Annotated in this window: 11 protein-coding genes; 9 read left to right on the top strand and 2 right to left on the bottom strand. The window is 65.1% G+C overall.

Annotated elements, in window-relative coordinates:
- The first annotated feature begins 11 nt into the window (after positions 1–11).
- The 6 genes from O3300_RS16485 (at position 12) to O3300_RS16460 (ending at position 8,404) form a co-directional block, all read left to right on the top strand.
- Positions 12–3,878, top strand: a complete 3,867-nt coding sequence (locus O3300_RS16485) for a PilC/PilY family type IV pilus protein (protein WP_305053541.1) — start codon at positions 12–14, stop codon at positions 3,876–3,878.
- A gap of 58 nt (positions 3,879–3,936) precedes the next feature.
- A complete protein-coding gene (locus tag O3300_RS16480; protein ID WP_305053540.1) occupies positions 3,937–4,440 on the top strand; it encodes a type IV pilin protein in 504 nt (167 codons plus the stop codon).
- Between the two features lie 42 nt (positions 4,441–4,482).
- A complete protein-coding gene (locus O3300_RS16475; protein ID WP_369812301.1) occupies positions 4,483–5,094 on the top strand; it encodes a GspH/FimT family protein in 612 nt (203 codons plus the stop codon).
- A gap of 76 nt (positions 5,095–5,170) precedes the next feature.
- Positions 5,171–6,244: a bifunctional diaminohydroxyphosphoribosylaminopyrimidine deaminase/5-amino-6-(5-phosphoribosylamino)uracil reductase RibD gene (gene ribD / locus O3300_RS16470; protein ID WP_369812300.1), complete on the top strand. Its 1,074-nt coding sequence runs from the start codon at positions 5,171–5,173 to the stop codon at positions 6,242–6,244.
- 30 nt (positions 6,245–6,274) lie between these two features.
- Entirely contained in the window at positions 6,275–6,910 is a 636-nt protein-coding gene (locus O3300_RS16465) for a riboflavin synthase (RefSeq protein ID WP_034786589.1), read from the top strand.
- 99 nt (positions 6,911–7,009) lie between these two features.
- Positions 7,010–8,404: a hypothetical protein gene (locus O3300_RS16460; protein ID WP_305053538.1), complete on the top strand. Its 1,395-nt coding sequence runs from the start codon at positions 7,010–7,012 to the stop codon at positions 8,402–8,404.
- Here O3300_RS16460 and O3300_RS16455 read toward each other — a convergent pair.
- On the bottom strand, positions 8,401–8,826 hold the full coding sequence (locus O3300_RS16455; protein WP_099664963.1) for an OsmC family protein: 426 nt from the start codon (positions 8,824–8,826) through the stop codon (positions 8,401–8,403). The genes O3300_RS16460 and O3300_RS16455 overlap by 4 nt on opposite strands.
- 432 nt (positions 8,827–9,258) lie before the next feature.
- Here O3300_RS16455 and ribBA point away from each other — a divergent pair, with 432 nt between their 5' ends.
- From ribBA to nusB, 3 genes are all read left to right on the top strand, one after another.
- Entirely contained in the window at positions 9,259–10,377 is a 1,119-nt protein-coding gene (ribBA, locus tag O3300_RS16450; RefSeq protein WP_289899303.1) for a bifunctional 3,4-dihydroxy-2-butanone-4-phosphate synthase/GTP cyclohydrolase II, read from the top strand.
- Positions 10,378–10,553: 176 nt separating this feature from the next.
- Positions 10,554–11,036: a 6,7-dimethyl-8-ribityllumazine synthase gene (ribH, locus tag O3300_RS16445; RefSeq protein ID WP_034759563.1), complete on the top strand. Its 483-nt coding sequence runs from the start codon at positions 10,554–10,556 to the stop codon at positions 11,034–11,036.
- Positions 11,037–11,224: 188 nt separating this feature from the next.
- Positions 11,225–11,695: a transcription antitermination factor NusB gene (gene nusB / locus O3300_RS16440; RefSeq protein WP_034786595.1), complete on the top strand. Its 471-nt coding sequence runs from the start codon at positions 11,225–11,227 to the stop codon at positions 11,693–11,695.
- A gap of 121 nt (positions 11,696–11,816) precedes the next feature.
- Here nusB and O3300_RS16435 read toward each other — a convergent pair whose 3' ends face one another.
- On the bottom strand, positions 11,817–12,734 hold the full coding sequence (locus O3300_RS16435) for a lytic transglycosylase domain-containing protein (protein ID WP_180278601.1): 918 nt from the start codon (positions 12,732–12,734) through the stop codon (positions 11,817–11,819).
- Positions 12,735–12,753: the final 19 nt, after the last annotated feature.

The following is a 12,753-nucleotide window of genomic DNA, read 5'->3' as shown; positions in this document are numbered from 1 at the left end:
GCGTCTGGCTGATGCTGTTGGCCTGTCTGGCCAGCCTCTGTTGCGGCGGCGCCCTTGCCGCCGCCGTCCCGCCGGTGACGCTGGCGCGGGCCGACGCGGGCTTGCACGGCGCCAGGGTGCCGCCGAATCTGCTGCTCAACCTGTCCCTCACGCATGCGGCGGCCGCTGCCGCATATGGCGGCGAGTATGCGCCGCAGCGCGAGTACGCAGGGTATTTTCATGCGCGCATGTGCTACAGCTATCCGTATCGCAGCAAGGATGGCGTCATGCTGCCGGACTTGCGCGTAGCGACCGCTTACTTCTCCGTGCTGAAACCGGCCGATGCGCTGCACGGTTGCGGCGGCGATAGTTTCAGCGGCAACTTTCTCAACTGGGCCAGCACCAGCATGCTCGACCTCGTCCGCTATGCGCTGACGGGCGGCGACCGCGTCATCGACGAAGTGCGCAAGACGGTGCTGCAGCGCGCCCACCTGCCTGACGCCGACAGCCCCATCGACTTTTTTGCCCACCCCGTCTTTTTCCCGCGCAAGGTCTTGCAGGCCGGCGTGGTGGCGGCGACGCCATTTGCGCTGGCGCAACTGGCCATCGTGTCCTGCCGCAACCGCCTGCTGTTCGGCGACGCCAGCCTTGGCCAGTCTGCGGGCGGCACTTGCGATGCGCCTAGCCTTGCTGCTACGCACGGGGTGTTCCTCGCGCGCGTGCGCGTGTGCGACGCTGATGAGGGACCGCTGCGCGACGACTTGTGCCTGGCGTATGGCAAGAACTACAAGCCGGTGGGCGCCGTGCAGCGCCATGGCGGCAGGGTGCGCGTGGGCGTGTTTGGTCATTTGAACGGCATGCCCGCCAGCGCCGGCCCCGCGTATGGCGGCGTGCTGCGCGCGCCGCTGGCCCACGTGGGCAGGCAGCGCTGGACGGCGCCCGACTATTTGCCGCAAGACAATGCCGGCGCCGAGTGGAATCCCGCCACCGGCGTGTATCTGGCCGAAGCTGCGGCCCAGGGCGCGGGCCTTGGCGGCGGGGTGACCGCTTACATCAATGGCCTGGGCCGCGGCAATGCGGGGCATCCTGGCGCGTACGCCAGGGCGGCGCCGCTGGCCGAATTGCTGTACGAATCGCTGCGCTACCTGCAGGGACGGCAAGCGAGCGCCCCGGTGCCGCCTGCCACGGCCCCGCCTGCCATCGACGACGGCTTGCCGGTCGTGACCCAATGGAGCGACCCGCAAACGGCCAGTTGCCAGCGCCACATCGTCGTCAGCCTCGGCGATGCGGGCATGGCGGGCGACCGTTACGTGCCCGGCAATGTCCCGGTCCCTCCTGCCGCATCCGGCGACCGCGCCCGCGCGCCGGACAGTTTTGCGCCGCCGCCGTTCGATGCGATGGCCTGGACGCATGCGGTGGGCAGCCTGGAAAGCGGTGGTACGCCCGGCAATCCCGCGCCGCGGCCGGAACTGGCGGCGCTGGAATGGCTGGCCGACGGAGCGGGCGGCGCCAGCTACCATGCGGCGGGCCTGGCCTACTGGTCGCACGTGCAGGCCTTGCGTCCCGGCGGCAAGAACGACGGCGGTGCAAAGGTCGAGCACTATGCGGGCGACTTGCGCCAGGGCGACCCGGCCGGCGAATCTGCCGCCACTCCCGCCTCTACACCCTTGCTGCTGGCGTCCAAGTATGGCGGCTTTCTCGATGCGAATGGCGACGCCAACCCCTTCAAGAGCGCGACGGGCGGCGCGCTGGATGAATGGAGCCTGGATGGCCGCTGGCCCGGTCATTACTTGCCCGGCAGCGATCCGGCCGCCCTGATCGCGGGACTGCGCGCAGCCTTCGCAGCAGCCGATAAGGGCACCTTGCCGGCGGCGCTCGCAGGGCCGGCCCTGATGGCGCTGGCCACCGGCACGGAAGAGGCATACTGGTTCCAGACGCAGCTGCGCCTGGCCGACGGCGGCATGACCTTGTCGCGCACCGCGTTTGCCGTGGGAGCCGATGGCGCATTGCTTCCCGGCAAGCCATGGTGGATTGCCGGTGGACAGGACAAGCCCGTGCCGGATGGCGCGCCTGCGTCCTTGCGTCCCGTCTACACGCTCGACGCCCAGGGCAGCCTGATGCCGCTGGCCTGGAACCGCCTCGACGCAGCGCAGCGCGGCGCATTCGACAGTGGCGATGGCCGGGGCGAGGCGCGCCTGGCGTACCTGCTGGGCCAGCGCACGCACGAGGTGGGCCAGCCAGGCGGTTTCCTGCGGCGCAGGTCAGGCAGCCTGGGCGCAGCACCCTATGGCAATCTCGTGTACGTGGGCGCGCCCGGGCTGGGCATGCCGGGTACCGGCTATGGCTTGCACCGCCAGGCGCTGCTGCAGCGGCGCAAAATGCTGTACCTGGGCGCCAGCGACGGCTTGCTGCATGCCTTCGATGCGCGCACGGGCAGCGAATTGTTTGCCTATCTGCCGCAAGCGCTGCTGCACCTTGCGCCAGCCGCTGCAAGCACTCACTACAGCTCCGGCCCGCTGCTCGACGGTGCGGCGGCCACGGCGGAAGTGCTGGCGCTGGGACATTGGAAGACGGTGCTGGTGTCGGGCATGGGCGGCGGGGCGCAGGGTGTGTTTGCGCTCGACATCACCGACCCGGCGCGCTTCGGGCAAGACGGGGCGCTGTGGGAATTTACGGACCGCGACGACAGGCTGATGGGCAATGTGCGCGCGCCGCCCGCCTTCGCCCGCATCAATATGGGCGGCAAGGAGGCCGCGCCGGCCTACCGCGACTTTGCCATCGTCGCCAGCGGCTACAACAATCATGTGAACGATGGCAAGGACACGACGGCGCCCGCATCGGCCGCCGCCATCTTCCTGCTGGCGCTGGACAAGGCGCCCGGCACGCCATGGGTGTTGGGAAGTAATTACTTCCGCCTCAAGGTGCCCGTGGCCAGCGGTGGTGGGGGCGGCCATGACGCTGATGCGGACGCGAACGTTGATGCGGATGTGGACGCCATGCCCCGGGCGCTGGGTCCGCCCGCCGTGGTGCCGGGCAGCGACGGCGCGCTGGCGTATATGTATGCAGGCGATTTGCAGGGCAATATCTGGCGCCTCGACATGGCTGGCGGGCCGCCGTGGAAGGAGGGGCAGGGACGCAAGCTCGTCTTTGTCGCGCGCGATGCGCAGGGCCGGCGCCAGCCCGTGACGCAGCAACTGAGCGTGGCCTACGCGCCCGGAGGCGGCTATGTGCTGCTGTTCGGCACGGGCAAGCTGGTCGAAGCGGCCGATACCTGGCCTTCCGCCTTCCTGTCGCAATCGTTTTATGCCGTGCACGACGATGTGCGGGAATCATCTTCCACGCGCAGCCGGGCCGACCTGGAGCAGCGCAGCCTGGGCGAGGCGGCGGGCGGCGTGCGCGTCGACGGCGCCGAATTGCGCTACACGGGCAGCGACGCCATGCGCGGCTGGTACCTCGATTTCCTCAATACCGGGCAAACGGGCGAACGCAGCGTCAGCAGTCCCGTATTGGCCGCCGGCAAGGTGATCTTCAACACCGTCTTGCCGGGGCGCGACCCTTGCGCCAAGCCGGCCACGCGCCTGTACGTGCTCGATGTGCTGAGCGGTTTTGCCGCCGATGGCGCCGGTGTCGTGCAGGCGGGCGCGCAGACGGGGCGTTTGTTCGATGGCCTGGCGCGCGCGCCGCCGCTGGCGCTCGAACTGAACAGCACGGTGGGCGCCCCGACGGCGGCAGGGCGGGCCGAGGGGCGCAAGGAACTGGCCGTGCTGCAACCGGGCTTGCCCGGCGCAGGCAGCGGGGCGGCGCTCAAGGTCGTCAGCGCATCGCTGCCGGCACGGCGCCTCAGCTGGCGTGAAGTGGCGAACTGGCGCGAATTGCACGAGGCGGCCAAGAAAAAATAGGCGTGGGCAAGGCCGGCGCAGCGTATCGGCTGGCGCTTTTTGGAAAGGGGGAAATCGCATGGGGACGTTGGCAAGGCGGAACTGGTGCACTGCAAACGGAGGCGCTCCTGCTGCCAACCCGCCGGGCTTCAGCCTGATCGAACTGCTGGCCGTGCTGGCGATCGTGAGCCTGTTGCTGGCGCTGGCCGCGCCCGCTTACCACGGCCATGTCGTGCGCGCCAAGCGGGTGCAGGGGCAGGCGGCCCTGCTGCGCCTGATGCAGCAGCAGGAGCGCTATTATTCGCAAAACAATCACTATCTGGCCTTTTCCTCGGCGTCGCCCGCGCTGCAGGCGCAGCAGTTTCCCTGGTGGTCCGGCGAAGGACCGGCTGCCGGCAGCGCGTATGAAATCGAGGCGCTGGCCTGCCCCGGCGCGACTATCGGGCAATGCGTGCTGTTGCGGGCCATGCCGGGCACGGCCAAGGTCGATGCGCAATTCCAGGATGCCGATTGCGGCGTCCTGTCCTTGAACAGCACGGGCCAGCGCGGCAGCAGCGGTCCCGCCAGCCATTGCTGGCCCTAGGCCATGGTTGCGCTGGCGCGGGCACGAGGCAGGGGGGATTTACTGTCATGCCGCCTTTCGCCTTCCTGCGGCCGGCCCTGGTTTGTCCGTTCGCGCAAGCAGCCACGCCGGGCGGGGCATACCTTGCTCGAATTGCTGGCCGTGCTGGCGATTGCCGCGCTGCTGGCGGCCGCCGCCATGCCCAGTCTGCAGCAGGTGCTGGCGCGCCAGCAGGTGCGGGCGGCGGCCACGGACTTGTTCTCGGCCATCGAATTGACGCGGGCGCAGGCGATGGCGCGGGGGCAGCGCGTGCTGCTGATGCCGGCCGGGCCCGGTGGCGTGGATTGGCGCACGGGCTGGCTGGCATTCATCGACCGCAATGCCAACCTGGCGTTCGATGGCGATGACGAATTGCTGTTCCGCCAGGGGCCGCTGCCGGAGGGCATCACGGCCCAGTTCGCGTTTTCGTCGGCCACGGCGCCGTTTTATATCGCCTACAATGGCGCAGGCCGTAGTTGCAGCGCGACCAATAGCCTGGCGGCGCGCTGGGGTACCCTGTCCCTGGCTTTGGGAAAGCAGGTGCGCCATATTAAAATCAATATGCTGGGCAGGGTGCGCGTGTGCGACCCGCAGCAGCAAGCGGCCAATTGCAGCGGCGTGGCCGACAGTTCGTAATCCGACTCATCTAATCCGACTCATTTATCACTCACTATCAAAGAAGCCCGTGGAAATACTCAACGATATCGATGGCATGCGCCTGGCGCTGGAATGGGCGGCGCGCGGTTTGTACACGACCTCGCCCAATCCCCGCATCGGCTGCGTGATCGTCAAGGATGGCCAGGTGATCGGCGCCGGCGTGACGCAGGCGGCCGGGCAGGATCATGCCGAGGTGCAAGCCTTGGCCAATGCGGCGGCGCGCGGCAACGACGTGCGCGGCGCCACGGCCTATGTCACCCTGGAGCCGTGCAACCACCATGGCCGCACGCCGCCATGCTCCGATGCGCTCGTGCGCGCGGGGCTGGGCCGAGTCGTGGCCGCCATGACGGATCCGAATCCGCTGGTGGCAGGGCAGGGGCTGGCCAAGCTGGAAGCGGCCGGCATTGCCGTCACGACGGATGTGCTGGCCGACGAGGCGCATGAAATGAATATCGGTTTCTTTTCGCGCATGCAGCGCGGCAAGCCGTGGGTGCGCTTGAAAACGGCGGCCAGCCTGGACGGCATGACGGCCTTGCACAATGGCCAGAGCCAGTGGATCACGGGGCCGGCAGCGCGCGCCGACGGCCACGCCTGGCGCGCGCGCGCCTGCGCCATCCTGACGGGCATCGGCACGGTCAAGGCGGACGACCCGCAACTGAACGTGCGCGCCGTCGAGACGCCGCGCCAGCCGCGCCGCATCGTCGTCGACAGCCGGCTCGACATCAGCCTCGACGCGCGCATCCTGCAGGGCGGCGGCACGTGGATCGTGGCGGCCGTCGCCAACCCGGAGAAACAGGCGCAACTGCAGGCGCTGGGTGCCGAAGTCATCCTGTTGCCGAACGCGGCCGGCAAGGTCGACCTGGCCGCGCTGATGCTGGAACTGGGACGCCGGCAATGCAATGAAGTCCACGTCGAGGCAGGCGCCAAACTGAACGGTTCGCTGATCCGCGAAGGTTGCGTCGACGAGTTGCTGGTCTACCTGGCGCCCACCTTGCTGGGCGATGCGCAAGGCATGTTTACCTTGCCCGCCTTGACGGATATCAAGCAGCAGCGCACTTTGCAATTTCACCAGGTTCAGCAAGTGGGCGAAGATGTGCGTATCCTTGCAAGATTCGCCCAGCGTACTTAATAGATTTACACTTTTTATAAGGTTAGCTCCATGTTTACAGGAATTGTTGCCGCCATCGGCAAGATTGAAACCGTGCAACCGCTCGACGGCGGCCTCGATGCAGGCGTGCGCCTGAATATTCACGCGGGCGGTTTGCCGCTGGCCGACGTGGCCCTGGGCGATTCGATCGCCATCAATGGCGCCTGCATGACGGTGGTGGAAAAGTCGGACACGGGTTTTGCCGTCGATGTCTCGCGTGAAAGCCTCAATTGCACCGTGGGCCTCGATACCACCACGGAAGTGAACCTGGAAAAAGCCCTGACCCTGGCCGAGCGCCTGGGCGGCCATCTGGTGTCTGGCCACGTCGACGGCCTGGGCATCGTGCGCAAGTTCGAAGCCGTGGGCGAATCGTGGGAACTGGTGATCGAAGCGCCGCACGAACTGGCGAAATACCTGGCCTTCAAGGGTTCCGTCGTCGTCAATGGCGTGTCGCTGACCGTCAACCGCGTGGAGGACCTGGGCGCGGGCGCCGTCAACGGCTGCCGCTTCTCGATCAACCTGATCCCGCACACGATCGCCATGACGACCTTGAAACATTTGACGGTGGATGGCAAGGTCAACCTGGAAATCGACCTGATCGCCCGCTATGTCGAGCGCATGCTGTCGCTGGACAAGGCCGCCGCCTGATATAAGAACTGAACACGGCAACACAGCCGCCTTGCCAGGCGTGTGTTGCTTTTCTTGCAGACGCGCATACTATGAAGCTTTCCGCAGTGGAGGCTAGCCATGGACCCGATTTCGCGCGCAACCGTGCCCAACACCATCCCGGCCACGTCCCGCGTGGGCGCAACGGCAGCTCTGGCGCCGGCGCAGCCCGTGCCGGCATCCGGCGCGGCGGCTGCCCTTGCAATACTTTCCTCGACGCAGGTAGACATCTCCCCGCTGGGCCAGTTCCTGTCCGGCGTGGCCTTATCGCGCCGGCAACTGCTGGCCTTGCAGGGCGCCACGGAAGAGGCCAGGGCGGCCAATACCACCGTGAATGTCAATGACGACTTGCTGGCGCTGGCGCGGCAACTGACGGAATCGTTCGCCCAGCTGCAAACGAGCGGCATCGACGCCAGCCAGCTGGCCACGGCCGGCGACACGCCGGGCAGCCTGGCGCAGCGCTACGATTTATTGTCGGGCGACGGCACGACGGATGCAGCCACGGCGCTGGCGCAGGACGGCAGCTTGCTTACGCAAGCACAACTGGCCCGCATCGGCATCGACTTGCGCAATGAAGATGTCGATGCGGCAACGTTGCAAGCAGCGTATGCGGCCGACAGCAATGCCACCCTGGACGCATTGCAACAGGGAACGGAGGTGCTGGCGCAAGTGGGCGCCGTGCTGGCCCGGCAGCAGGGCGCACCGCTGGCGGCCGGTGTCGAAGCGGATTTGACGGGAGAAACACTGCCGTCCGGCGCCGTACAGGCGTCGCAGGCCGCGCTGCAGCCCGTCGACGCGGCGCCGCCGCAGACGGCCGCCATTGCGCAGCGGCAACTGGAACTGCAGCGGCAACTGGAAGCGGAAGAACTGAACCTGGACTTGCAGGAGCTGCGGCCCCAGCCGCCAGCGCAACAGGCCGACAATGCCGCGGACTTGCTGCAGACGCAGCGCACGGACAACCTGCGCATCGATGCCCAGCGCCTGGATGCCGAACGCATGAATACAGATCAGCAGGCGCAGCAACAGGACGCTGCGCGCGTGGATGAGCTGCGCCAGGGGCAAGTACGGCAGCAGGGCTTGCAGCAGCAGGCGCAAGCGGCGGCGGACGATGCGGTACGGGCGCAGCTGGCCGCCAGCGACGCGCAGATGGCGGCCCAGGCGGCATCCGACCGGGCCCAGTCGCTGGCGCGCGCAGCGCAGGGACAAGCCGATGCGGGCCTGGCGACGGCGCAAGCCCAGCTGGCCCAGCAAAATGCGCAGGCGCAAGAGCTGGCCGCGCAAAACGCGGGCATGGCCGTGCCGCCGCCTTCCTCGCAAGACCCGTCCGTGGCGGCGGCCATCGCCGCGTATAACCTGAACAATGCAGCCCTGAATCCCGGCTTGATGAACCGGCCACTGCCGGCCAGCGACTCGCGCCTGCCGCTGGTGGCGCCCGTCGCTGCCGTGGAGCCCGTCAAGCCCGTAACGAAAATCTAGGGCAGCAGGGTGGCGTCCAGCGTGATATTGGCTTTCAGTAGCTTCGACACGGGGCAGCCGGCCTTGGCCTTGGCCGTCAATTCCTCGAATTGAGCCTGGCTGGCGCCGGGGATTTTCGCTTTCAGGATCAAATGGACGGCCGTGATGGCAAAGCCGTCGTCCACCTTGTCGAGGGTCACTTCGGCCGTCGTTTCCATCTTTTCCGCCGTCAGGCCCGCTTCGCCGAGGATCAGCGACAGGGCCATGGTGAAGCAACCCGCGTGGGCGGCGCCGATCAGTTCCTCGGGATTCGTGCCCGGCTTGCCTTCGAAGCGGCTGGCAAAGCCATAGGGGTATTCCTGCAAGGCGCCGCTGCGCGTGCTGATGGCGCCCTTGCCATCCTTGATGCCGCCTGACCAGATGGCCGATCCGTTGGTTTTCATAGTGCCGCTCCTGTGTGGGGTGTCGCTGCGAATGGGGCGTCAGCGCCGTGGCGGTGACGGGTTGATCTTATGCTCTTTGCAAGGCCGGCGGCGCGCGTCTTGCCGCCGCCGTGTGCGCTGGATCAGGGAATTGGCGCTTTGCGGGGCAGGCGGTGGCATCCGTGCCGCAAAGCTGTCTTATTTCAGGTCTGCAAGCGCTAAATCCTTTAAAATAGCAGGTTATAAGAAAATTCCCGGAAATTCCCGGAAATTCGCGGAATTTTCGCGCTCGATATTTCAGTTTTTAGTTTCATTAACAACGCCAGGCAAAACCGTCGCGAGCGGAAGGAAGAGGTGGCTGAGAAGCGCAACCGTACGAAGGTACGGTGAGCATCGCAAGCCGCCTATACCGACGCGCAGCAGGTTTTGCCAGGTGTCTTCAGAGGATGAATAATGTCAATATCCAGCACCGAAGAGATCGTCGCTGAATTGCGCGCCGGCCGCATGGTGATACTGGTCGATGAAGAAGACCGGGAAAATGAAGGCGATCTGGTGCTTGCCGCCGATTTCGTGACGCCTGAAGCCATCAATTTCATGATCACGCATGCGCGTGGCCTGGTCTGCCTGACCCTGACGGAAGAGCGTTGCGACGAGCTGAACCTGTCGATGATGACATCGCGCAACGGCACCGCCTACGGCACCAATTTTACCGTGTCCATCGAAGCGGCCGAAGGCGTGACGACGGGCATTTCCGCCGCCGACCGCGCCAAGACCATCCAGGTCGCGGTTGCCAAGGGCACGCAGCCTAGCGATATCGTCCAGCCTGGCCATATCTTCCCGCTGAAAGCGCAAAAAGGCGGCGTGCTGATGCGCGCAGGCCATACGGAAGCCGGTTGCGACCTGACGGCCATGGCCGGCTTGACGCCCGCGTCCGTGATTTGCGAAATCATGAAGGACGACGGCACCATGGCGCGCTTGCCGGACTTGCTGTTGTTTGCCGAGCAACATGGCTTGAAAATCGGCACGATTGCCGACCTGATCCATTACCGCAGCCAGACGGAGTCCCTGGTCGAGCGCGTTGCCGAGCGCACCCTGCATACGGCGCATGGCGAATTCCGTTTGATCGCCTTCCGCGACAAGCCGAGCGCGTCGGCCCATTTGGCCCTCGTGCATGGCGACCTGGCCCCCGGCCTGGAAGCGCTGGTGCGCGTTCACCAGCCCGTTTCCCTGCTGGACGTGCTGGAAAGCGAAGCGACTACCCACTCGTGGACGGTGGCCGCCTCGATGGCCGCCATCAAGCAGGCCGAGCGGGGCGTGATGGTCTTGCTGAACTGCGGCGAGACGTCGGGCGAGCTGTTTGCCCAGTTCGCTGCGCTCGATACGCCGCAAGCCAAGCCGAAAGGCCGCGCCGCCAGCATGGACTTGCGCAGCTACGGCATCGGCGCGCAAATCCTGCGCGACCTGGGCGTGAGCAAGATGCAATTGCTGGCCAGCCCACGCAAGATGCCGTCGATGGTCGGTTTCGACCTGGAAGTAACAGGTTTTCAGTGCCACCCAGGCCAGGACACCTGACTAAATCTACTGCGCGTCGCGATTTGCGGCCTGTGATGCTCACTGTACCTTCGTACAGTTGCGCTTCTCGACCACAACTCGCTGCCGCTCGCTACGATTTTGTCAGGCGTCGATGTAGAGTAAACGATGGCGACATGTGCATGTCGCCCTGAACCACCAGATTAAAGAGGCATATGATGACCGTAGGAGCATACGAAACTAATTTTGCCGGCGAAGGTTTGCGCGTCGGTATCGTCCAGGCACGATTCAATGAAATCGTCGGTGGTGGCTTGCTGTCGGCATGCCTGGAAGAGTTGAGCAAGCTGGGCGTGGCCGATGAAGATATCCTGCACGTGACCGTGCCGGGCGCCCTGGAAATCCCACTGATTCTGCAAAAAATGGCGGAAACCGAGCAATTCGATGCCCTGATCGCACTGGGCGCCGTGATTCGCGGTGAAACCTACCACTTCGAGCTGGTATCGAACGAATCGGGCGCGGGCATCACGCGCGTCGGTCTCGATTACGGCATCCCCATCGCCAACGCAGTGTTGACGACTGAAAACGACGAGCAAGCGGAAGTACGCATGCTGGTCAAGGGAGCAGAAGCGGCACGCGTGGCAGTGGAAATGGCTAATCTGGCGCAAGCGCTGGAAGAGTTGCAGGACACCGACGAAGACTAAGCGCGTGTGATAAGAATGCCATGGCTGCGTTGCAAGGCCTCGCCGTACTTTCGTACTGTCTTCGGCCTCGCGCCTGGCCCTGACATCCTTCTCACGCACGCTTGAGCCGCGGCTGCGCTGCCTAAAAGCGCACTGCGGTGTCTCGCCGGAATTTGTAGTGAACACGTATTTAAGAACAGGTAACAATCATGACTGAGAAAAATTTGCTCGCCAATCCCAGCAAAAACCGCACGCCGCGTCACCGCGCGCGCGAGTTTGCGCTGCAGGGCTTGTACCAGTGGCTGCTGAACAATGAAGACGCGACTACCGTCGTGAACAATATTCGCGCCGCGCATGGTTTCGACAAGGCCGATGGCGATCATTTCACGGTGTTGCTGTACGGCGCCATCAAGGATTCGCTGGCGCTGCGCGAAAGCATGGCACCCTTGATCGACCGCAATATCGCGGAACTGTCGCCCATCGAACACGGCATCCTGCTGATCGGCGCTTTCGAGCTGAAGAACAACATGGAAATCCCGTACCGCGTCGTCATCAACGAAGCGGTCGAGCTGGCCAAGTCGTTTGGCGGTATCGATGGCCACAAGTATGTGAACGGCGTGCTGGATAAATTGGCAGTGAAATTCCGCGAGGAAGAAGTGGGCGCCAACAAGCGCAAGTAATATAGAGAGCAGTTCCTGCGGCCAGTGCCGCAGGGCAATAAAAAAGCCACCGGCACTTGCGTGCGGTGGCTTTTTTACTGGGTGCTGCTTTTTGGATGCCCCTGTGAGGGCTTTTAAAGGGTCACAGGCCGGCGATCTCGTTGTGGGGCAGTACTTTGATGGTGATGCCGCTTTCCGCTGCCGGCGCCTTGGCTGGCGCTGGCGTGTTCGATGCCATCACCGGCGTCGTCGTCGGCACACGCTGGCCGGCCGACACTTGTTTCAGGCGGCGGTATTCGGCCAGCACGCGCGAGCCGTAGCCCGAGTCGGTGGCGAAGTTGGCGGCGCCCACGTAGGTTTTGAGGCCCGCTTCGACGGAACCGCCACGCGTGACGTAATCCTTCAGGATCAGCGAACCGACGCGGATATTGGCGACCGGGTTCAGCGCTGCTTGCACGCCGCCCATTTCCTGGAAGCGCTCGTGGTGCACTTTCGACATGACTTGCATCAAGCCTTGCGCGCCGACGGGGCTTTCCGCGAACGGGTTCAAGCCCGATTCGATGGCCATCACGGCCAGGATCAGCAGCGGGTCCAGCTTGATTTCGCGGGCCGTCAGGTAAGCCGTCGAGACGAGCATATTGGTCGCGTCGTTGGCCACGCGGTAGCGCTTGGAGAGCCAGTTGGTAACCCATTGCTGCTGCTTTTGCGTGCCCAGCAAGGCTTTTTCTTCCTTGGTCAGCGGGGTATCGCTGGCGGCGGCCGTTTGCACGGAAGCAGGCGCTTCCATCAGTGCGGACAGGGCCGGTGCTTCAACGGCTTGCGCCTCTGCCATCGGCAGCGGGAACAGGCTGTGCGTCAGTTGCTTGCCCAGGTCAGGGCGGAACATCAGCAGGGCGATCAGTGCCAGGGCGGAAATGCCGAAGACTGTCAGTGTGTGTTGTGCCGTGGTCAAAACGCCACGTGCCGAAATGGCCTGTGCGCGGGCGCGCAAGCGCGCCAACGCTGGCTGGCCAGCCACGGTTGAAGCAGGCAATGCTGCTTCAGTGCTACGATGAGTCATAGAGTTCCCCGAAATGTCG

This window comes from Janthinobacterium sp. SUN206, from assembly GCF_030587305.1.
In the GTDB taxonomy this organism is placed as follows: domain Bacteria; phylum Pseudomonadota; class Gammaproteobacteria; order Burkholderiales; family Burkholderiaceae_D; genus Janthinobacterium; species Janthinobacterium kumbetense.
The sequence above is the reverse complement of the archived record's forward strand: the minus strand, read 5'-3'. Positions and strand labels throughout refer to the sequence as shown.

What these genes read in the sequence shown, in the direction of transcription:
- O3300_RS16480 (WP_305053540.1), top strand. Translation starts at nt 3,937, where the DNA reads ATGGGGACGTTGGCAAGGCGGAACTGGTGCACTGCAAACGGAGGCGCT.
- O3300_RS16465 (WP_034786589.1), top strand. Translation starts at nt 6,275, where the DNA reads ATGTTTACAGGAATTGTTGCCGCCATCGGCAAGATTGAAACCGTGCAA.
- O3300_RS16485 (WP_305053541.1), top strand. Translation starts at nt 12, where the DNA reads ATGCTGTTGGCCTGTCTGGCCAGCCTCTGTTGCGGCGGCGCCCTTGCC.
- ribD (WP_369812300.1), top strand. Translation starts at nt 5,171, where the DNA reads ATGCGCCTGGCGCTGGAATGGGCGGCGCGCGGTTTGTACACGACCTCG.
- ribH (WP_034759563.1), top strand. Translation starts at nt 10,554, where the DNA reads ATGACCGTAGGAGCATACGAAACTAATTTTGCCGGCGAAGGTTTGCGC.
- ribBA (WP_289899303.1), top strand. Translation starts at nt 9,259, where the DNA reads ATGTCAATATCCAGCACCGAAGAGATCGTCGCTGAATTGCGCGCCGGC.
- O3300_RS16455 (WP_099664963.1), bottom strand. Translation starts at nt 8,826, where the DNA reads ATGAAAACCAACGGATCGGCCATCTGGTCAGGCGGCATCAAGGATGGC.
- nusB (WP_034786595.1), top strand. Translation starts at nt 11,225, where the DNA reads ATGACTGAGAAAAATTTGCTCGCCAATCCCAGCAAAAACCGCACGCCG.
- O3300_RS16435 (WP_180278601.1), bottom strand. Translation starts at nt 12,734, where the DNA reads ATGACTCATCGTAGCACTGAAGCAGCATTGCCTGCTTCAACCGTGGCT.
- O3300_RS16460 (WP_305053538.1), top strand. Translation starts at nt 7,010, where the DNA reads ATGGACCCGATTTCGCGCGCAACCGTGCCCAACACCATCCCGGCCACG.